17 protein-coding genes and 1 pseudogene are annotated in these 18,258 nt (G+C 70.1%); 8 read left to right on the top strand and 10 right to left on the bottom strand.

Going from position 1 to position 18,258, the window contains the following annotated elements; genetic code table 11:
* Positions 1 to 67: 67 nt before the first annotated feature.
* Positions 68 to 415: a hypothetical protein gene (locus ABD830_RS48205; protein WP_345002319.1), complete on the bottom strand. Its 348-nt coding sequence runs from the start codon at positions 413 to 415 to the stop codon at positions 68 to 70.
* A gap of 74 nt (positions 416 to 489) precedes the next feature.
* On the opposite strand from ABD830_RS48205, the gene ABD830_RS48200 reads away from it, so the two are divergent.
* Positions 490 to 1,527 carry an ADP-ribosylglycohydrolase family protein gene (locus tag ABD830_RS48200; protein ID WP_345002318.1) on the top strand — a complete coding sequence of 346 codons (1,038 nt, stop codon included), beginning with the start codon at positions 490 to 492 and terminating at the stop codon, positions 1,525 to 1,527.
* 75 nt (positions 1,528 to 1,602) lie between these two features.
* Positions 1,603 to 2,262, top strand: a complete 660-nt coding sequence (locus ABD830_RS48195) for a FadR/GntR family transcriptional regulator (protein WP_345002317.1) — start codon at positions 1,603 to 1,605, stop codon at positions 2,260 to 2,262.
* Between the two features lie 263 nt (positions 2,263 to 2,525).
* Here the strand turns inward: ABD830_RS48195 and ABD830_RS48190 are convergent.
* Positions 2,526 to 2,674, bottom strand: a pseudogene (locus ABD830_RS48190) (IS200/IS605 family transposase); the annotation flags it as partial.
* 287 nt (positions 2,675 to 2,961) lie between these two features.
* On the opposite strand from ABD830_RS48190, the gene ABD830_RS48185 reads away from it, so the two are divergent.
* Both ABD830_RS48185 and ABD830_RS48180 read left to right on the top strand, forming a co-directional pair.
* On the top strand, positions 2,962 to 3,912 hold the full coding sequence (locus ABD830_RS48185) for an RNA-guided endonuclease InsQ/TnpB family protein (RefSeq protein WP_345002316.1): 951 nt from the start codon (positions 2,962 to 2,964) through the stop codon (positions 3,910 to 3,912).
* A gap of 63 nt (positions 3,913 to 3,975) precedes the next feature.
* A complete protein-coding gene (locus ABD830_RS48180; RefSeq protein ID WP_345002315.1) occupies positions 3,976 to 4,122 on the top strand; it encodes a hypothetical protein in 147 nt (48 codons plus the stop codon).
* Between the two features lie 43 nt (positions 4,123 to 4,165).
* Here the strand turns inward: ABD830_RS48180 and ABD830_RS48175 are convergent, their stop codons facing one another.
* From ABD830_RS48175 to ABD830_RS48145, 7 genes are all read right to left on the bottom strand, one after another.
* Positions 4,166 to 4,753, bottom strand: a complete 588-nt coding sequence (locus ABD830_RS48175) for a nuclear transport factor 2 family protein (RefSeq protein ID WP_345002314.1) — start codon at positions 4,751 to 4,753, stop codon at positions 4,166 to 4,168.
* Between the two features lie 396 nt (positions 4,754 to 5,149).
* A complete protein-coding gene (gene nirD, locus ABD830_RS48170; protein ID WP_345002313.1) occupies positions 5,150 to 5,473 on the bottom strand; it encodes a nitrite reductase small subunit NirD in 324 nt (107 codons plus the stop codon).
* Positions 5,470 to 7,899 (bottom strand): nitrite reductase large subunit NirB, encoded by a 2,430-nt coding sequence (gene nirB / locus ABD830_RS48165; RefSeq protein WP_345002312.1) that lies wholly within the window; start codon positions 7,897 to 7,899, stop codon positions 5,470 to 5,472. Before nirB ends, nirD begins: the two co-directional genes overlap by 4 nt.
* Entirely contained in the window at positions 7,896 to 9,293 is a 1,398-nt protein-coding gene (locus ABD830_RS48160; RefSeq protein WP_345002311.1) for an FAD-dependent oxidoreductase, read from the bottom strand. The genes nirB and ABD830_RS48160 overlap by 4 nt, the downstream gene beginning before the upstream one ends.
* Positions 9,290 to 11,302, bottom strand: coding sequence for a molybdopterin oxidoreductase family protein (locus tag ABD830_RS48155; protein WP_345002310.1), 2,013 nt, complete (start codon positions 11,300 to 11,302; stop codon positions 9,290 to 9,292). The genes ABD830_RS48160 and ABD830_RS48155 overlap by 4 nt, the downstream gene beginning before the upstream one ends.
* A 1-nt stretch (position 11,303) precedes the next feature.
* Entirely contained in the window at positions 11,304 to 12,614 is a 1,311-nt protein-coding gene (locus tag ABD830_RS48150; protein ID WP_345002309.1) for an MFS transporter, read from the bottom strand.
* A gap of 206 nt (positions 12,615 to 12,820) precedes the next feature.
* On the bottom strand, positions 12,821 to 13,297 hold the full coding sequence (locus ABD830_RS48145) for a GNAT family N-acetyltransferase (RefSeq protein ID WP_345002308.1): 477 nt from the start codon (positions 13,295 to 13,297) through the stop codon (positions 12,821 to 12,823).
* A 93-nt stretch (positions 13,298 to 13,390) separates the two neighbouring features.
* Here ABD830_RS48145 and ABD830_RS48140 point away from each other — a divergent pair, with 93 nt between their 5' ends.
* On the top strand, positions 13,391 to 13,789 hold the full coding sequence (locus ABD830_RS48140; protein ID WP_345002307.1) for a sensor histidine kinase: 399 nt from the start codon (positions 13,391 to 13,393) through the stop codon (positions 13,787 to 13,789).
* A 32-nt stretch (positions 13,790 to 13,821) separates the two neighbouring features.
* A complete protein-coding gene (locus ABD830_RS48135) occupies positions 13,822 to 14,799 on the top strand; it encodes an aldo/keto reductase (RefSeq protein ID WP_345002306.1) in 978 nt (325 codons plus the stop codon).
* A 7-nt stretch (positions 14,800 to 14,806) separates the two neighbouring features.
* Here ABD830_RS48135 and ABD830_RS48130 read toward each other — a convergent pair whose 3' ends face one another.
* Positions 14,807 to 16,468 carry a TROVE domain-containing protein gene (locus tag ABD830_RS48130; RefSeq protein WP_345002305.1) on the bottom strand — a complete coding sequence of 554 codons (1,662 nt, stop codon included), beginning with the start codon at positions 16,466 to 16,468 and terminating at the stop codon, positions 14,807 to 14,809.
* Positions 16,469 to 16,975: 507 nt separating this feature from the next.
* Between ABD830_RS48130 and ABD830_RS48125 the strand changes: the two genes are divergently transcribed.
* Positions 16,976 to 17,704: a helix-turn-helix transcriptional regulator gene (locus tag ABD830_RS48125; RefSeq protein ID WP_345002304.1), complete on the top strand. Its 729-nt coding sequence runs from the start codon at positions 16,976 to 16,978 to the stop codon at positions 17,702 to 17,704.
* A gap of 81 nt (positions 17,705 to 17,785) precedes the next feature.
* Positions 17,786 to 18,145 carry a VOC family protein gene (locus tag ABD830_RS48120; protein WP_345002303.1) on the top strand — a complete coding sequence of 120 codons (360 nt, stop codon included), beginning with the start codon at positions 17,786 to 17,788 and terminating at the stop codon, positions 18,143 to 18,145.
* Positions 18,146 to 18,258 lie beyond the last annotated feature (113 nt).

The following is an 18,258-nucleotide window of genomic DNA, read 5'->3' as shown; positions in this document are numbered from 1 at the left end:
AGCGGAGAACAGCGATATCAGAACCGGCAGACACTGCCTTTTGTCTTACATGCACATTTGGCTTTCGTCACCAAAGTTCCTGCATTGAGTCTTCACGGGCACCCGTCTGACTCGGCTGGCCCCGGCCTGAGTTGTCGTAGTACGGGCTCTCATCGATGATCACCGGCACCTTGAGCCCCGGGCCGGACTCCTTGGGCCTGATGATGTCCACCCGTACCTTGTCGAGCCTGCCGTCCAGGTCGCTGTCGACGGTGGACTCGACGTACACGTGCTCGCGGACGGCGTCCGCGTACGAGAAGACCGGCTGCGTACGGCCGTTCTCGACGGTGATGGTTGGTCCGGCTGCCGCCTGGGCAGGGGTCGCGATCGCCAGGGCGAGGGCGACGGCGAGCACGGCCGGTCGTAATTGTGGCACGCGTGACCTCCGGGACAGTTGGCCAAATACACCGCAATCTCTCAGACCGCCCGATAGCTGACAAGATTTCCCGTATGGATGTAGTGGATCGAGTCCGGGGCTGCCTCCTCGGTGGCGCGATCGGCGACGCGCTGGGGGCGCCGATCGAGTTCCAGTCGCTGCGGGAGATCCGCAGGGATCACGGGGTGGAGGGCATCAGCGGATATGTCGCGACCTGGCGCGGCAAATCCGGCCTCATCACTGACGACACCCAGATGACCCTCTTCACCGTGGAGGGCCTCCTCCGCGCCCGTACCGGCCCAGGGGCTGACGGCGCCCCCGGAGGCGGGGCGGCGCGGGTGGTGGACGCGGTGCGGCAGGCGTACCTGCGCTGGCTCGACACCCAGGACCACCACACTCCCCCGCCGGCGGACCGCCCGCACCGCAGCGGGTGGCTGCGCGAGGAGGGCTGGCTGTACTCGCGCAGAGCCCCGGGCAACGCCTGCCTGTCCGGCCTCCACCGGCCGTTCCCCGGCCCGTCCCCGCTGGGCGAGCCCGGCCCGGTGAACCCGGGCTCGAAGGGCTGCGGCACCGTCATGCGCTCGGCCCCCTTCGGCCTGATCGCGCGGCACGACCCCAGGGAGGCGTTCGAGGTGGCGGCGGCGTGCGCGCAGATCACGCACGGGCACCCGACCGGCTACCTCGCCGCGGGGGCGTTCGCGGCGATCATCGCGCACCTGGCGGCGGGTGAGGCGCTGGAGCCCGCCGTCCACAGCACCCTGGAACTGCTGGCCACGTACCCGGCACACGACGAGACCACCGCGGCCCTGCGCGCGGCCGTGGCGCTGGCCGCCGGTGGCGGGCACTCGCCGGAGCAGGTCGAGTCGCTGGGCGGCGCGTGGGTGGCCGAGGAGGCGCTGGCCATCGGCGTGTACTGCGCCCTGGCCGAACTCTCCGTGGAAGACGCGCTCCTGCTGTCCGTCAACCATTCGGGAGACAGCGACTCCACCGGCTCGGTCTGCGGCAACCTGCTCGGCGCCCTCCACGGCGTCGCCGCCCTGCCCGCCGCCTGGCTGCGACCGCTGGAGGGCCGCGACACGATCGACCGCCTCGCCTCGGAGCTGGCCGGGTGACGCAGGCCACATCGTGTCCAGGCCGCCGGGTCGGCGTCTAGGCTGGATCCTCTCCAGCCGATGAGGAGAAGGTGCATGCGAAACGTCGCTCGGACCTCGCTGGTGGACGCCGCCATCGACGAGCTCCGCAGGGAGATCGCGCGTGGGGTGTGGCCGGTCGGCACCAAGATCCCTTCCGAGAGCCAGCTCGCGCAGACCCTCGGCATGAGCAGGCTGTCGGTACGCGAGGCGGTCCGCGTGCTGGCCCACGCGGGGCTGCTGCACACCCGCCAGGGCGACGGCACGTACGTGACCGCCACCGACGAGTCCAAGGTCGCCCTGCGCCGGCGGCTCGACACGGCGGCCGCCATGGACATCATCGACGTGCGCCGCGGCCTCGACCTCGTCGCGGCCCGGCTGGCCGCCGGCAGGCGCACGGAGGAGGACCTGACCGCGATGCGCGAGACGCTGGCCCGCAGGGACGCGGCCGGCCGGGCGGGCGATCTCGACGGGTTCGCGGACGCGGACGTGGAGTTCCACGTGCGGGTGGCGGACGCGGCGCACAACGCGCTCCTCGCCGACCTCTACCGCAGCATGAGCGACGCCCTGCGCGACAGCATCAGGCCTCAGGAGCAGGCGGAGCTCGACCTGGACGGCTCCCACGACGACCTGCTGCGCGCGATCGAGGACGCTGACGTGACCCGGGCGGTCGCCGTGTCGGTCGCCATCCTCGACCAGCAGGAACGCCACCTCTGACGCGCCGGCAGGACGACCTCCGGGCGTGGTTCGGTCGTATGCACTTCGGCGGCAGAGCAGCGAAAGCCGGGGTGAGCCGCGACGCGGTGCCGCTCGGGAAAGCGGCGTCGCAGAGCACACCCCGGCGATCTACCCAAGCCCCGCTCAGCGGCCTCGTGGCACGGGGCATGGCACCATCTGCCCCTGCGGCGGGGGTGTAATCATCGGCCCCCTGAAGAGAATTCTTCCCGCGGGCCGTTTTGGAGACCACCATCTTCGGTGGGGTGGACATGGTCGTCCTCGCCGTTGAACTCGCGCAGTTCGGCCTCGAAGCTGTCGCACACCTCGATCATGATGCCCTGGCAGCGGCGCAGCATCTCGTCGTTGAACACGCTCTCCGGTAGTTGGTCACAAAGACCAGGTGGACGTGCATCGCGGAAACCACATGCCTGCCTCGTCGGGATTCACTTCCTGACTCATAGACCAGACGATAATATGTTCGAGTTGATGAGAGGTGGGTGTCGTACGGGGAAGGGGGGGTTCCATCGTGTTGGCAGGTCGTAGGTACCGGCTGGAGTTCGACTTCGGGCAACGGGTGTTCGCCGAGCGGCTGGGAAGCCGTCGTTTCGGTTCCCGACCGCGAAACACACCCCCGTCGAGCGGATCAACCGTAAGTGGGCCCGGGTGTTCCTGCCGAAATTCGGGTGGGTGAAGTTGCGGATGTCACGTCCGCTGGGCGGGGTGGTGAAGTCCGCGACCGTCTCCCGTGACGGCAAGGGTTGGTTTATCTCGTTCCTGGTGGAGGACGGCCTCACTCAGGTTGAACACCACATCCATCCCGACGCGCACGCCGGGGTGGACCGGGGTGTGGTCACGGCCGCGGTCACCTCCGACGGGGAGTTCTTCGACCGCCGCCACGCCGGACCCGACTGCGTGTCCAGCCTGGTGCCGCTCCCTGAGCGGAAACAGGACAGGCGGACCGATCTCGGGTTCCTCGCTCCGGGGGAGGCGGAACGCTATCTGCGGCTCCAGCAGCGGCTTGCCCGGTCGAAGAAGGGCTCCCGGCGGCGTAAACAGGTCGTCGCGGCGATGGGCGACATCATGCGCCGCGTTCGGTGGCGTCGCGCGGATTTCAACGCGCAGACCGCGCACCGCCTCACCCGCCGCTACGGCGTCGTGGTCCTGGAGAACCTCAACATCGACGGTATGACCACCGCCGCCCGGCCCAAGCCCGACCCCGACCAGGCGGGTCGATACCTGCGTAATGGGGCGGCGGCGAAGTCCGGGTTGAACAAGGCGATCCTGGACAAGGGCTGGTACGGCCTGGAGACCGCCCTCCGGAGCAAGGCCCGCTACACCGGGACGGTCGTCGCGAAGGTCCCGGCCCCGTACACGTCCCAGACGTGCCCGGCAGCTGCCTGTGGGAAGGTGGATGAGAAGAGTCGCGAGAGCCAAGCGGTCTTCTCCTGCACCTCCTGCGGGCACGCCGAGCACGCCGACATCGTGGGGGCGAAGAACACGTTAGCCAGATATCGGACGGCAGGGCTTGCCGTCCCAGGGCGTGGAGACCCATCCGGGTCGGTGAAGCGTCAAGCACCCCGTTCCACAGCACGAGCCGCGCAAGCGGCACGAGCTGCCGCGTTAGCGGCACGGGAATCTCCGTCCCTTTAGGGCGGAGAGCAGGTCAAGAGAACGTCCTGGTCGCGTGGGCGAAGGATTCCCTGGGTCGGCTACATGATCGTCTCGCACGAGGGCGAGGAGATCCGGCTGACCACGCGACAGGCGGAAATGTGGGCGCGTGGCGCCTTCGCCGTGTATCTGGCGCTCGTGGACCAGCGCCGTATCACTCCGCGCATTCCCGGCGACACCCCGCAAACGTAGCCCGTCACAATTTCGCGGTAAATGCTGATGTGCGCGACCGGGTTCAGGACGGCCTGTTGTTCATCAGCTCCGTGATCTTCCACTCGGCGCCGTCTTTCATGAGCAGGAACAGCTCACGATGGGTGCTGTTCCCCACCTTGCTCGTCGAGCGGACGACGGCGTTCTTGTCGCCGATCGTGCGCACGTCGTCGACGGTGTACGTGGCCTGCTTCGCGCCCTCGCCCTGGAGCACCTTCTGGACGAGAGCGCGGATCGCGTCGGTGCTCTCCGCCGTGGGCGCGCCGTCCAGCTCGACCACGGCGGTGCCGGCGAACGCGCTGACGACCTGGTCCAGGTTGCCGGACTTGAGCGCGGAGAAGAAGTCCTCGACGGCCGAGCGGGGCAGCCCGGCGCCGCTGCTCGTCGCGGTCGGCGTGGCGCCCGCGCTCCCCGTCTCCTCCGGCTGCCCGCTCTCGGGCGACTCGGTCTCGCCGGGCGAGGTCTCCTCCGTCGTCTCCTCCGTCGGCGTCTCCTGGGCCGCCTCCCCCTTCATCGCTTGCGTACCGTTACCGCCCACGGCGCAGCCCGCGACCAGGAAGGCCGGGATGACCGCCGCCAGCAGGAGCCCTCTGCGCTGAAAAATCTTGCTCATGGCCGCTTGATGCCCCGGAAGGTCTTGAGCGAATGCGGGTTTGGCCACTCAGCACGACGCCTTTGCCTGTGCCGGGTGTTACTCACAGTAACGGTTCACGGGATTTGGTGAGACCGGTCAGAGCTTTGATCGTTGCCGCTCCGCAACCAGATCACCTGGCGCCGCCGATAGCGTCCCTCCGGTGCCGCGAATTCAGGCGAACCCCGAACCTCTCCCCCAGCGCGAGGACGCCGAACGTTGCGACAGCGTCGACGCAGAACGGCGCTGCGTGCTGCCGGCGGCTCATCGGAGCCCCCACGTCTATCCCCCGGTGGAGACTGGAGCATAGCCGCCGATGGGCCGCCGGCGCAGCCGATATGCCATAACGGCAGCGCCGGGCAGCATCTCCCCGCAGAGCTAGAGACCGACCTCCACTCCGCCGTCCGCCACCCGTACCGGATAGACCGGCACGGCCACCGCCTCCTCGTCCAGGCACTGCCCCGACACCAGCGAGAACACCTGCTTGTGCAGCGGCGAGGCCACGGTCGGCTCGCCCTTCCTGGTGCCGACGATGCCGCGTGAGAGCACGTACGCGCCGCTGAACGGGTCGAGGTTGTCCAGCGCGTGCAGCTTGCCGTCGTAGGTACGGAAGATCGCCACCTGCCGGCCCTCGACCAGGGCGCAGACGCCGCGCTCCGGCAGCATGGTCTCGTAGTCGCAGATCCGCGTCCAGGTGCTCATCGGGCCATCACCGGCTTGATCTGGCCGCGCTCGCTGGCGAACACGATCGACGGGTCGGGCACGCCGGGGGCGTTGACAAAGCTGACGAACCTGCTCAGCTTCTCGGGGTCGTCCAGGGTGGCCGCCCACTCGTCGGCGTAGGTGGCGATGTGGTTCTCCATCTGCGCGTCCAGATCGGCGCAGATGCCGAGCGAGTCTTGCATGATCACCTCGCGGAGATAGTCGAGACCGCCGTCCAGCGACTCCAGCCAGGCGGCTGTGCGCTGCAGGCGGTCGGCCGTGCGGATGTAGAACATGAGGAATCGGTCGATGGTCCTGATCAGTTCGTCGGTGCTCAGGTCCGTGGCCAGCAGGTCGGCGTGGCGGGGCTTGAAGCCGCCGTTGCCGCCGACGTACAGGTTCCAGCCCTGTTCGGTGGCGATGATGCCGAAGTCCTTCGACCTGGCCTCGGCGCACTCGCGGGCGCAGCCGGAGACGGCCGACTTGAGCTTGTGCGGGGAGCGCAGGCCGCGGTAGCGCAGCTCCAGCGCGATGGCCAGGCCCACCGAGTCCTGGACGCCGTAGCGGCACCAGGTCGAGCCCACGCACGACTTCACCGTGCGCAGCGCCTTGCCGTACGCGTGGCCCGACTCGAAGCCGGCGTCCACCAGCCGCCGCCAGATCTCCGGGAGCTGGTCGACGCTGGCCCCGAACAGGTCGATGCGCTGACCACCGGTGATCTTCGTGTAGAGGCCGAAGTCGCGGGCCACCTCGCCGATCACGATGAGCTTGTCGGGGGTGATCTCGCCGCCGGGGATGCGCGGCACGACCGAGTACGTGCCGTTCTTCTGCATGTTGGCGAGATAGGCGTCGTTGGTGTCCTGCAGCGCGGCCCGCTCGCCCTCGAGCACGTGGCCGTTGTGCAGGGAGGCCAGGATCGAGGCCACGGCCGGCTTGCAGATGTCGCAGCCCCGGCCCTGCCCGTGCTCGGTGATGAGCTGAGAGAACGTCGTGATCTTGCGGACCCGTACGATGTCGAAGAGCTCGGCCCGCGAGTAGGTGAAGTGCTCGCACAGCGCCTTGCTGACCTCGACGCCCGACTTCTCCAGCAGCTGCTTGAGCATCGGCACGCAGCTGCCGCAGGTCGTGCCGGCGCGCGTGCAGGCCTTGATGCCGGGGACGTCGGTGACGCCCTTGTCGGCGATGGCCGTGCGGACGTCGCCCGCGCAGACGTTGTTGCACGAGCAGACCTGCGCCTCGTCCGGCAGGTCCAGGCTGGCCCCGGCCCCGCTGAACAGCAGGTCGGACGGCGAGGCGGGCAGCTGCTTGCCCACGAAGGGCCGCAGGGAGGTGTACGGCGAGGCGTCGCCCACGCAGATGCCGCCGAGCAGCGTCTTCGCGTCGTCGCTGATGAACAGCTTCTTGTAGACGCCGGCCACCGGGTCCATGTAGGTGACGTCGAGCGCTCCCGTCATCGCCCCGAACTGCGCCACCTCGACGCCCAACAGCTTGAGCTTCGTGGACATGTCGGCGCCCTCGAAGGTCGAGGCGCCGCCCATGATCCGGTCGGCCGCCACCTCGGCCATCGTGTTGCACGGCCCGACGAGCCCGTAGACCATGCCGCCGACCAGCGCGCACTCGCCGACCGCGTAGATCGAGGGGTCGGAGGTGAGCATCGCGGAGTCCACCACGATGCCGCCCCGCTCGCCCACCTCGAGCCCGGACGACCTGGCCAGCTCGTCACGCGGCCTGATGCCCGCCGAGAAGACCACGACCTGCGCCTCCACCAGCGTCCCGTCCGGCTTGCGCAGGCCGGTGACCTGGCCGTCGTCGCCGGTGACGATCTCCTTCACGCCCGCTCCGGCGTGCACGCTCAGACCGAGCCCCTCGATGTGGGACTTCAGCACCGAGCCGCCGCCCTCGTCCACCTGCCGCGGCATCAGCCAGGGGCTCATCTCGACGATGTGCGCCTTCAGCCCGAGCGCACGCAGCGCGTCGGCGGCCTCCAGGCCGAGCAGCCCGCCGCCGACCACGACGCCCTCGACCGCGTCCTTGGCGGCCACCCTGATCGCGTCCAGGTCCTCGAGCGTCCGGTAGACGAAGGCGTGCTCGGCGCCGGGCACCGGCGGCACGAACGGCGCCGACCCGGTGGCCAGCACGAGCACGTCATAGGGCTCGGTGCCGCCGTCCGCCGTGGTGACCAGGCGGGCATCCCTGTCGATGCCGGTGACCCGGCTGCTCAGCCTCGTCACGACGCCCACGGGCACCTGGTAGGTGAGGTCCTCGGCGGTGATGCCCGACAGATAGGAGGTCAGGGCCACCCGGTCGTAAGCCGGGCGCGGCTCCTCCCCGATGACCGTGATCCGGCCGTCGAAGCCCTTGTTCACGAGGGTTTCGACGAGCCGGTGGGCCGTCGGCCCGTAACCCACGACGACGATCCTGCTCATACGGAGATCCCTTCCTGCTCGCACAGCCAGCCGACGATGCCCTCCACGGCGTCGCGGCAGGTCCCGCATCCGGTGGTGGCCCTGGTCGCGGCCGCCACTCCGGCCACGTCGCGTGCCCCGGCCTCCCAGCACGCCCTGATCTGGCCCTTGGTCACGTTGTTGCACTGGCAGATCTTGGCCGCGTCCGGCATCAGCGTCGGACTGTCGACCACCGGTGTCGTGGACAGCCCCGGGAACAGCAGCCCCGCCCGGTCCCCCGGCACCTGCGCGCCGCGGTCGAAGAGCTGGGTGAGCGTGCCCACGGCGTCGCTCTCGCCCAGCACGATCGCGCCGACCAGCCGCCCGTCGCGGATGACGAGCTTGCGGTACGTGCCGCGGGCCCGGTGGCTGAAGCGCACCACCTCCGCGTGCTCCTCGGTGAGCTGGGTCTCGCCCATCGCGGCCAGCTCGACGCTCCTGGCCTTGAGCCTGGTGACCAGCCGGGAGCCCCGGTAGAGCGCCTTGCCGCCGGTGATGACGTCGGCGGCCACGGTGGCCTGCTCCCAGGCGGGCGCGACGAGGCCGTACACGGTGCCGTCGTGCTCGGCGCACTCGCCGATGGCGAAGATCGACGGGTCGTCCGTGCGCAGCTCGTCGTCCACGACGACGCCGCGCCGCACCTCCAGCCCCGCGTCGGCGGCCAGGCCGGTGACGGGGCGGACGCCGCAGGCCAGCACCACGAGGTCGGCCTCGACGAGCTCGCCGCCGGTCAGCCGGACGCCGTCCTCCTGGACCGACTCGGCGCTGACGCCGGTGCGGATGTCCACGCCTAGCCCGGCCAGCGTCTCGCCGAGCACCACGCCCGCCTCGACGTCGAGCTGGCGCTCCATGAGGTGCCCGGCCAGGTGCAGCAGCGTCACGGGCAGGCCGCGCCCGGCCAGCCCGCGGGCCGCCTCGATGCCGAGCAGGCCGCCGCCGACGACCACGGCCCTGCGGGCCCGCTGCGCGACCTCCATGATGCGCTCGCAGTCGTCGAGCGTGCGGAACGGGATGGCCCGCTCCACGCCGGGGATCGGCGGCACGAGCGCCTCGCTGCCGGTGGCCAGGACCAGCAGGTCGTACGGCTCGCGCCGCCCGCCCTCGGTCACCACGTGCCTGGTGTCCCTGTCGATGTGGGCGACCGCGTCGCCGAACGCGGCCTCGACGCTGTGGGCGTCGTACCACGCGGAGTCGAGCAGCCGCACCTGCTCGGGGCGCGAGCTGCCGGCCAGCACGTTGGACAGCAGCACCCGGTTGTAGGGCTGGCGCGACTCCGCGCCGAAAACAGTGATCTTGATGTGCGGGTCCCTGTCGCGTACCTCGCTGACCAGGCGCGACCCGGCCATCCCGTTGCCGACGACGACGAGCCTCATCATGAGTCCCTCTCCACCCTGACCGCGCAGACCTTGAACTCCGGCATCCTCGACGTCGGGTCCAGTGCCGGGTTGGTGAGCCGGTTGGCGCCCTCCCAGTGGAAGGGCATGAAAACGGTGTCGCGCCTGATGGCGTCGCTGATCCTGGCCACGGCCTTGCTCTCGCCCCTCCTGCTGCTGACCCGTACGACGTCCCCGGGCGAGATGTCGAGCTGCTCGGCGAGGTCCGGGTGGAGCTCGACGTACGGCTCGGGGACGGCCTGGACGAGCGGCGCGATCCTGCGGGTCTGGGCGCCGCTCTGGTAGTGGGCGAGCACCCGGCCGGTGCTCAGGTAGATCGGGTAGTCCTCGTCGGTCTCCTCGGCCGCGGGCCGGTGCTGGACGGGCACGAACCTGGCCCGGCCGTCCGGGGTGGCGAAGGAGTCGAGGAACGGGCGCGGCGTGCCGGGGTGCCCGGGCTCCGGGCAGGGCCAGAAGACGCCCTTCTCGGCGGTGATGCGCTCGTAGGTGATGCCCGAGTAGTCGGCGAGGCCGCCCCGGCTCGCCCGGCGCAGCTCGTCGAAGATCCTGACCGGCTCGGTCTCGAAGCGGTGCCCGAGCCGTTCGGCGAGCGCCGCGATCACGTCGAGGTCGCTCCTGACGCCCTCGGGCGGCGCGACGGCCTGGTTGCGGAGCAGGACGCGGCCCTCGAGGTTGGTCATGGTGCCGCTCTCCTCGGCCCACTGCGTCACCGGGAACACCACGTCGGCCAGCGCGGCGGTCTCGGACATCACGAAGTCGCAGGTCACGAGGAGGTCGAGGGAGGCGATGCGCTCGGCCACGTGCTCGGAGGCCGGCGCGGAGATCACCGGGTTGGACCCGAACAGCAGCAGCGCCCGCGGCCCCTCCGGGGTCCCGAGTGCGTCGAGCAGCTCGTACGCCGACCGCCCCGGCCCCGGGAGGCTGTCCGCGGTGACCCCCCACACGCTCGCCACGTGCTCGCGGGCCGCCGGGTCGTCGATCTTGCGGTAGCCGGGGAGCTGGTCGGCCTTCTGGCCGTGCTCCCTGCCGCCCTGCCCGTTGCCCTGCCCGGTGACGCACCCGTAGCCGGAGCCGTGCCGGCCGGGCAGCCCCAGCGCCAGGGCCAGGTTGATGAACGCGGTGACCGTGTCGGTGCCCTTGGCGTGCTGCTCGGCGCCGCGCCCGGTCAGGATGTAGGCGTTGCCCGCCGCGGCCAGCGCCCTGACCGCCTGCCGCATCCGGTAGACCGGCACGCCGGTGATCCGCTCGACCCGCTCCGGCCACCAGGCGGCCAGCGACGTGCGGACCTCCTCGAAGCCGGTGGTGCGGGCGGCCACGTACTGCTCGTCCACGAGCTCGTCCGCGATGGCGAGGTGGAGCATCCCGAGCGCCAGCGCCAGGTCGGTGCCGGGCATGGGCTGCAGGTGCAGCCAGGCCAGCTTGGCCGTCTGCGTGCGCCGCGGGTCGATGACGATCATGCGCGGGCCGCTCAGGTGGCGCACGAACGGCGGCATGGTCTCGGCGACGTTCCCGCCGGCCAGGAGCACGATGTCGGCCTCGGCCAGGTCGGTGATCGGGAACGGCATGCCCCGGTCCATCCCGAACGCCTTGATCGAGGCCGCCGCGGCCGACGACATGCAGAACCGGCCGTTGTAGTCGATCTGGCTGGTGCCCAGCGCGACCCTGGCGAACTTGCCGAGCGTGTAGGCCTTCTCGTTCGTGAGCCCGCCGCCGCCGAACACGGCCACGCCGTCGGGGCCGTGTTCGGCGCGGATGGCGGCCAGCCGCTCCGCCACGTAATCGAGGGCGACGTCCCACTCCACGGGCTCGCCGTGGAGGAGCGGGGCGGTCAGGCGCTCGCCGTTGGTGAGCAGCTCGCCCGCCGTCCAGCCCTTCTGGCACAGCGCGCCCGAGGCGTTGGCGGGGATGTCGGTCCTGGGGCTGATGGCCACCCCGGGGCCGATCTCCATGCCGCACTGGAGCGCGCAGTACGGGCAGTGAGTCTTCGTCACTTCAGACCCGGGCATAGGCGAGGCTGGCCACGACCGAGGCGCCGACCTTGCGGGTGTAGCACCACCAGGTCAGGGCGAAACAGGACACGTAGAAGACCCCGAAGGCGAGGAAGGCGGGTGCGGGGGTCCCCGCGGCGGCGAACGCCATCCCGAACGCCCGGTTGATGAGGAATCCGCCCAGCGCGCCGACCGCCGAGATGATGCCGATGGCCGCCGACGCCTGGCGCTTGCCGTACATCAGGGCCTCCTCGCTCTCGCCGCGCTCGGCGATCGCCTTGGCCTGGAAGATGGCCGGGATCATGCGGTACGTGGAGCCGTTGCCGATGCCTGCGGTCACGAAGAGCAGCTGGAAGGCCAGGAAGAACAGCCAGAAGTTGCCCGAGCCGCTGGCCAGCCAGACCAGGAGCACGCCGCCGCCCATCCCGGCGAAGTTCCAGAGCGTGACGGGGGCGCCGCCGAGCCTGTCGGCCAGCCAGCCGCCCACCGGCCTGATCAGCGAGCCCAGCAGCGGCCCGACGAACGCCACCGCGGCGAACGGGGCCTCGGGGAAGAGGCTCTTGCTGAGCAGCGGGAAGGCCGTCGAGTAGCCGATGAACGAGCCGAACGTCCCGATGTACAGGAACGACATGATCCACGTCTGCGCCTTGCCTGCCACGGCGAGCTGCTGGCGCGGGTCGGCCTTGGCGCTGGTGAGGTTGTCCATGAAGAACCAGGCGCAGGCGGCGGCCACGACGACGAACGGGATCCAGAACCACCCGGCGGCGGCCAGGCCGAACGCGCCGATGACCAGCGGCATGACGAGCTGGACAGAGCTGACGCCGATGTTGCCTCCGGCCGCGTTCAGTCCCAGCGCGACCCCCTGCTTGTTGCGGGGGTAGAAGTAGGTGATGTTGGCCATGCTGGAGGCGAAGTTCCCGCCGCCGAACCCGGCCAGGGCCGCGATCACCAGGAAGAGCCAGTACGGCGTGGCCGGGTTGTTGACCGCCACCCCCAGCAGCACGGCGGGGATGAGCAGCAGCATCGCGCTCATCACCGTGAAGTTGCGCCCGCCGACCTTGGCCGGGCCGAACGTGTAGGGCACGCGGAGCACCGAGCCGACCAGGTTGGGCAGCGCGACCAGCCAGAAGAGCTGGTCGGTGGAGAACTCGTAGGCCCCCATCTTGGTGGCCACGATGCTCCACAGCGTCCACACCGTGAAACCGAGGTGCTCGGCCAGGATCGAGAAGATCAGGTTGCGCCGTGCGACACGCTTGCCTGAACTTTCCCAGAAGGCTGGGTCATCGGGGTGCCACTCGGCGATCCAGCGCGCCATCGAACTCTCTCCTACGCTCGGTGTCCGGGGATCTCCAAGGTAGGAAGCGCGCGTTACGCACTTTGACAATCCGTGGCCGTGCGTTCGTTACGTGTGATTCACCGCTGTAACAAGCCACGCACAAGCGTCACTGACGAAACATGCTCGTAATGATCAACTGCTGCCCGCCGAAACGTGGGCGTCACCTTTGTCACGGTACGTAACCATCAGTCCTGGCGGGCGCCCAGGCGCTGGAGCGGCTCGTCGGTCAGCCGGTACCTCAGCCACTCGTCCTGGAGCACCGCGCCGAGGTTGTCGTAGAAGGCGATGCTGGGCTCGTTCCAGTCGAGGACCGACCATTCGAGCCGCTGGTAGCCGCGCTCGTCGCAGATGCGGGCCAGCTCCTTCATGAGCGCCACGCCGTGGCCGGCGCCGCGGTGCTGGGGGCGTACGTAGAGGTCCTCCATGTAGATGCCGTGCACGCCCCGCCACGTCGAGAAGGTGAGGAACCACAGCGTGAAGCCGGCCACCTCGCCGTCCTGCTCGGCGATGTGGACGAACGCGGCGGGGTGGTCGGAGAAGAGCGCCGCGTGCAGCTGCTGCTCGGTCGCCTGCGCTTCGTGCTCGGCCTTCTCGTACGTGGCGAGCTCACGGATCATGCTGAGGATCTGGGGCACATCGGCGGGCGTGGCAGGTCGAATCATGCCGTTCAGTATCGGTCATCCCAGGGAGAGAGCGGACGGAACCTTTCACCAGTTATGTGAATCAAACAGGTGAAAGATCGAGACGGGGGTTATATGCAGCTTCATCTGGACGAACAGCGAGGGCTCTCGCAGCTCCTGGAGGACTACCTCGGGCAGTGGGAGGACCGGACGGGGATCGCGGTGGAGGTGTGGGCGCTGCCAGGTAGGAACGTGCCCTCCCAGGTCGCGGAGGTGGTCCTCAGCACCGTTCGGGAGGCGCTCGACAACGTGGAGCGCCACAGCAAGGCGCGTACCGTGTCGGTCGCCGTCACCGCGGGGGCGCGGGGACTGCGGCTGACCATCAGCGACGACGGGGTCGGCTTCCCGCTGGAGACGGAGGGGCGGGGCCTGCGGGTCATGAAGGCCGGCCTGGCGAACATCTCCGGCATCCTGCAGATCAACAGCGTGCTGGGAGGAGGCACCACGGTGAGCGCCGTCGCGCCCCTGGGCTAGCGGCCCGTTGACCATCCAGGACACTGTTACCCATGGAACAACGCACGTTGGGACGGACAGAGCGCCAGGTGGGCATCGTGGGCCTGGGCGCGTGGCAGCTCGGCGCCGACTGGGGGCAGGTGACGGAGGACGACGCCGTCGCCACCCTCGGTGCCGCCGCGGACGCGGGCGTCACCTTCATCGACACGGCCGACGTCTACGGCGACGGGCGCAGCGAGCAGATCGTCGGCCGCTTCGCCAAGGACCGCCCGGAGCTGACCGTCGCCACCAAGATGGGCCGCCGGCTCGAACAGATCCCCTCGAACTATGTGATGGCCAACTTCCGCGCGTGGAACGAGCGCTCCCGCCGGAACCTGAACGTGGACACCATCGACCTGGTCCAGCTCCACTGCCCGCCGACTCCGGTGTATTCGACGGACGCGGTCTTCGACGCCCTGGACACGCTGGTGGCCGAGCAGAAGATCGCGGCGTACGGGGTCAGCGTGGAGACGTGCGAGGAGGCGCTGGCGGCGATCGCGCGGCCGGGGGTGGCGACCGTGCAGATCATTCTCAACGCCTTCAGGCTCAAGCCGCTGGAGCAGGTCCTGCCCGCCGCCCGCGCCGCAGGGGTGGGCATCATCGCCCGCGTCCCGCTGGCCAGCGGCCTGCTGTCCGGCCGGTACGACGAGCACACCACCTTCGGCTCCGACGACCACAGAAACTACAACCGGCGCGGGGAGGCGTTCGACGTCGGGGAGACCTTCTCGGGCGTGGACTTCGGCACAGGCCTGGAGGCGGTCCGCCGCCTGGCCCCGCTGGTGCCCTCGGGCGTGACGATGGTCCAGTTCGCCCTCCGCTGGATCCTCGACCAGGAGGGCGTCTCGGTGGTCATCCCGGGCGCCCGCAACCCGGCCCAGGCCACCGCCAACGCCTCCGCGGCCGCCGTGCCCGCGCTCGACGCGGCGACCATGAAGGCGGTCCAGGAGATCTACGACGACCTGATCCGCCCCCAGGTCCACCACCGCTGGTAGAGCGGGCTCAGGGGCGGATGAAGCCGTTGACGACGAGCGGGAGCGAGGCGTCCAGCCCGGCGACGTTGAGCACGCCGTCGTCCTTCGGGTCGCCGATCGAGTAACCGGCCGCGGTCATCGCGGCGACGACGACACGGACCCGCGGGTTGATCTCCCGGCGGTAGGCCTCCATGGCCTGCGCCGGGTGGGAGCGGCCCGCCCAGGTCTCGTTGTCGGTGAACACAACGGTCCCGTCCACGTGCAGCCGCTTCCTGGACGCCCAGGTGAACGGCAGCGACAGGTCGGTGCCGCCGCCCGAGGGCCGCCAGGAGGCGATCTCGCGCAGGTTCGTGCGAGGGGTCACCTTCGAGGCGTGGACCTCCGTGTCGACGTCGATGACGTGCACGTCGCCCCGTTCGATGCGCGCCAGCATGACGGCCATCGCACAGCCGATCTCGTACGGGGTGCCGAGCGGCGAGCCGCCCGCGTGGACGTGGCCCCACGACATGGACCCGGACGAGTCCACCGCGACCAGCAGCCGTCTGCCCGACGGCTCGACCGCGCCGAAGGAGAGCTCGTACGTCTCCTCCAGCGCGTCGAGGACGGCGGGCACGGGCCGCCAGGTCTGGAGGTCGGCGCGCGGGTTCGGCCGGGCCTTGCCGGACGCGTAGACGCGCATGGCCAGCCAGGCGTCCATGGGGTGGACGCGGGCCTTCAGCAGCGCCTCGCGGTCGGTGAGCCGGGCGACCGCACGCCGGGTGGCGTCGCCCATCGGCGTGAGCGCGCCGATGCGGGTCATCCTGGCGAGGTTGCGCAGCAGGGCCGTCATGCCGATCGTGTCGACGAGGGCCTCCCACACCTCCGGCTCGCGCAGCATCGCGTCCGGCAGGAACTCCCACGGCACCCGCGACTCCGTCACCACGCGCACGGCCTCGTCCGCGCTCGTGACGGCCTTCGCCGTGAGGAAGCGGTGAACGGCCGGCAGCGCCTCGCGAGCCCGCTCGTCCGCCACGTTCCCCGCGATCCACCCGAACAGCGTCCCGCGCTGCTCGTCGTCCGCGGCCGGGTGGGCGATGCGCAACACGTCACGCAGGTCGAACGCCTCGCCCTGCGGCGTCTTGCGCCGGCGGGCCTTGCACGCCTTGAACGCCACATCGTCCGGGCTCCCGGTCAGGAACCAGGAGCCGAGCGCCGTACGCATAGATCGGCCGGCGACGGGAGCGGTGCCCCGAGCCGTCGCCTTACCGCCCAGGTTCTTGTAGTAGCCGAAGAACTGGGCGAGATGGTCCGTGGTGCGCGCCACCTTCGCCAGCGCCAGCTTCGCGGCCTGCCGCGTGTCCGCGTCGCCCTTGGCGTAGCAGGCGGCCAGGGCGAAGAGGGCAGGGCGCTGCTTCGGCGCCCGCGGCGGCCGGGCCGTCGAGACGGCGGTCAGCAGCTCGACCACGCGCGGGCCGTTCTCGGCGATCGCCTGGAAGAGCACGCCGGCGTTGTCGGCGGTCAGCCTGTCCTCGGTGACGTAGTAGGTGCCGCCCGTGGTGCCGAGGATCAGGAAGTCCTCCAGCTTGCGCCACAGGTCCTTGCCGAAGACGTAGCCGCCCGCCGCGTTCCGCACCTGGTCGGCACGGCCGGGGATGGGGCGCGTCTGCGGGGTGGCGAACGCCGAGACCGCTGCGAGGGGATCATGAGCCATTGCCTGCGCTCCTTGGGGACTACGGGAGATCAGATCTGGAACCGGCACGGATATGGTGGACTCACCGGCCGTTTTGGTGCTCTGCCAGTTGAGCTACGCGGACGCGAGATCCGCGGCGGGACTCGAACCCGCAACAACCCGATTATCAGTCGATAACCGACGAGATTCGACCCGTGCCGGCACCGGACCTGACCAGCTGGAATGGACCCAGAGGGTGCGGATGTATGCCCGGCGCCGGATGGGTTCTTTTCTCGAAAAAGATAACCGACACCATTTCGACCCGCACCTCCCTCTTGTCCCGTGAACTGTCTCCAACGGTAGCGATCAACGCGCCGGATCACATCTCATTATTCGGCGCGGAAAACGCCGCAGGCGCCGCACGGCTCAGGGACCACGCGCCCTGCCTCTCTCGGCGCCGTGAGACCCCTGTGGCCGTACGGTGAGGCAGGGGTTGCGGGGACGGCGGACGCGCCGCGATTGTCGGTGGCGGCGCGTAGCGTCGCGGCTGTGAATCGTACCGACCGGCTCTACGCGCTCGTCGAGGATCTGCGCGCCATCGCCCCCCGCTGCCGCTCCGCACGCGAGCTGGCCGAGCGGTTCGAGGTGAGCGTGCGCACGATCGAGCGCGACATCACCGCCCTGCAGGAGTCAGGGGTGCCGATCTACGCCGAGCCGGGCCGCAAGGGCGGTTATGCCATCGACAAGAAGATGACCCTTCCCCCGCTCAACTTCACCCCCGCCGAGGCGGTGGCCATCGCGGTGGCGCTCAGCCGGGCCGGCGACCAGCCGTTCGGCCGGCAGGCGCGCAGCGCGTTACGCAAGGTGGTGGCCGCGATGCCGGGCTCGGAGGGCGAGCTCGCCAGGGAGCTGGCGCGGCGGGTGCAGCTCATCCACCAGCCGCCCGAGCCCGGAGCGCAGAGCCGGCCCCTCGGCGCCGAGGGGATCTCCCGGGCCATCGAGGAGGCGCTGCTGCGCCGGCGCGTGCTCAGGCTCGACTACGCCGACGCCAAGGGCATGCTGACCTCGCGCGACGTCGAGCCTGGCGTGTTCCTGGGCGGCCGGGGCGGGTTCTGGTATCTCGTGGCGTGGTGCCGGCTCCGCGATGACGTGCGGGTCTTCCGCCTCGATCGGATCGCCGCCGCGACCGTGACCGCCGAGCGCTGTCCCGACCGCCCGCTCGAAGGCTTCGCCCCCGACGTGCCCGAGATGATTGTTCACGGCACTGTGCTCGATTAGTCAATGGAAAACACCGACATAGGGTTGTCGCCATCACGTTAGATCGTTGTCCTGTTCGAGAAATACGACCTGGAGACGACGATGGACAACACGGTGACCTGGTTCGAGGTGGCGACCGACGACCCCGAGGGCGCTCAGGCGTTCTACGGCGGGCTGTTCGGCTGGACGTTCGCCCGCGACGACGAGGGGCCGCTCGACTACCGGATGATCAGCTATCCGGACGGTGAGCGCCCCACCGGCGGGCTGTTCAACACCAAGGGCGAGTTCCCCGCGCACGCGATCTTCCACGTGCAGGTTGCCGACGTCGAGGCGGCCTGCGCCAAGAGCGAGTCGCTGGGCGGCAAGGTGATCATGAAGGTGATCGACGACGGCGCCGGCACCGACTTCGCCTACCTCCGTGACACGTCGGGCAGCGTCTTCGGGATCTTCCACCGGAGGTGACCCCGACGCCTGGGTGATCAACCGTCCGACGGCCGGAGCGAGCGCCTTCCCCGCGGCCTCCGGCATCCGGACGGGGTCGCTTCACAGCGGTTCACCCGGCGCCCTGGGCACGC

Origin of the sequence: Nonomuraea helvata, assembly GCF_039535785.1 — a bacterium.
In the GTDB taxonomy this organism is placed as follows: Bacteria; Actinomycetota; Actinomycetes; order Streptosporangiales; family Streptosporangiaceae; genus Nonomuraea; species Nonomuraea helvata.
The sequence above is the reverse complement of the archived record's forward strand: the minus strand, read 5'-3'. Positions and strand labels throughout refer to the sequence as shown.

What these genes read in the sequence shown, in the direction of transcription:
- ABD830_RS48200 (WP_345002318.1), top strand. Translation starts at nt 490, where the DNA reads ATGGATGTAGTGGATCGAGTCCGGGGCTGCCTCCTCGGTGGCGCGATC.
- ABD830_RS48195 (WP_345002317.1), top strand. Translation starts at nt 1,603, where the DNA reads ATGCGAAACGTCGCTCGGACCTCGCTGGTGGACGCCGCCATCGACGAG.
- ABD830_RS48185 (WP_345002316.1), top strand. Translation starts at nt 2,962, where the DNA reads ATGTCACGTCCGCTGGGCGGGGTGGTGAAGTCCGCGACCGTCTCCCGT.
- ABD830_RS48180 (WP_345002315.1), top strand. Translation starts at nt 3,976, where the DNA reads ATGATCGTCTCGCACGAGGGCGAGGAGATCCGGCTGACCACGCGACAG.
- ABD830_RS48175 (WP_345002314.1), bottom strand. Translation starts at nt 4,753, where the DNA reads ATGAGCAAGATTTTTCAGCGCAGAGGGCTCCTGCTGGCGGCGGTCATC.
- nirD (WP_345002313.1), bottom strand. Translation starts at nt 5,473, where the DNA reads ATGAGCACCTGGACGCGGATCTGCGACTACGAGACCATGCTGCCGGAG.
- nirB (WP_345002312.1), bottom strand. Translation starts at nt 7,899, where the DNA reads ATGAGCAGGATCGTCGTCGTGGGTTACGGGCCGACGGCCCACCGGCTC.
- ABD830_RS48160 (WP_345002311.1), bottom strand. Translation starts at nt 9,293, where the DNA reads ATGATGAGGCTCGTCGTCGTCGGCAACGGGATGGCCGGGTCGCGCCTG.
- ABD830_RS48150 (WP_345002309.1), bottom strand. Translation starts at nt 12,614, where the DNA reads ATGGCGCGCTGGATCGCCGAGTGGCACCCCGATGACCCAGCCTTCTGG.
- ABD830_RS48145 (WP_345002308.1), bottom strand. Translation starts at nt 13,297, where the DNA reads ATGATTCGACCTGCCACGCCCGCCGATGTGCCCCAGATCCTCAGCATG.
- ABD830_RS48140 (WP_345002307.1), top strand. Translation starts at nt 13,391, where the DNA reads ATGCAGCTTCATCTGGACGAACAGCGAGGGCTCTCGCAGCTCCTGGAG.
- ABD830_RS48135 (WP_345002306.1), top strand. Translation starts at nt 13,822, where the DNA reads ATGGAACAACGCACGTTGGGACGGACAGAGCGCCAGGTGGGCATCGTG.
- ABD830_RS48130 (WP_345002305.1), bottom strand. Translation starts at nt 16,468, where the DNA reads ATGGCTCATGATCCCCTCGCAGCGGTCTCGGCGTTCGCCACCCCGCAG.
- ABD830_RS48120 (WP_345002303.1), top strand. Translation starts at nt 17,786, where the DNA reads ATGGACAACACGGTGACCTGGTTCGAGGTGGCGACCGACGACCCCGAG.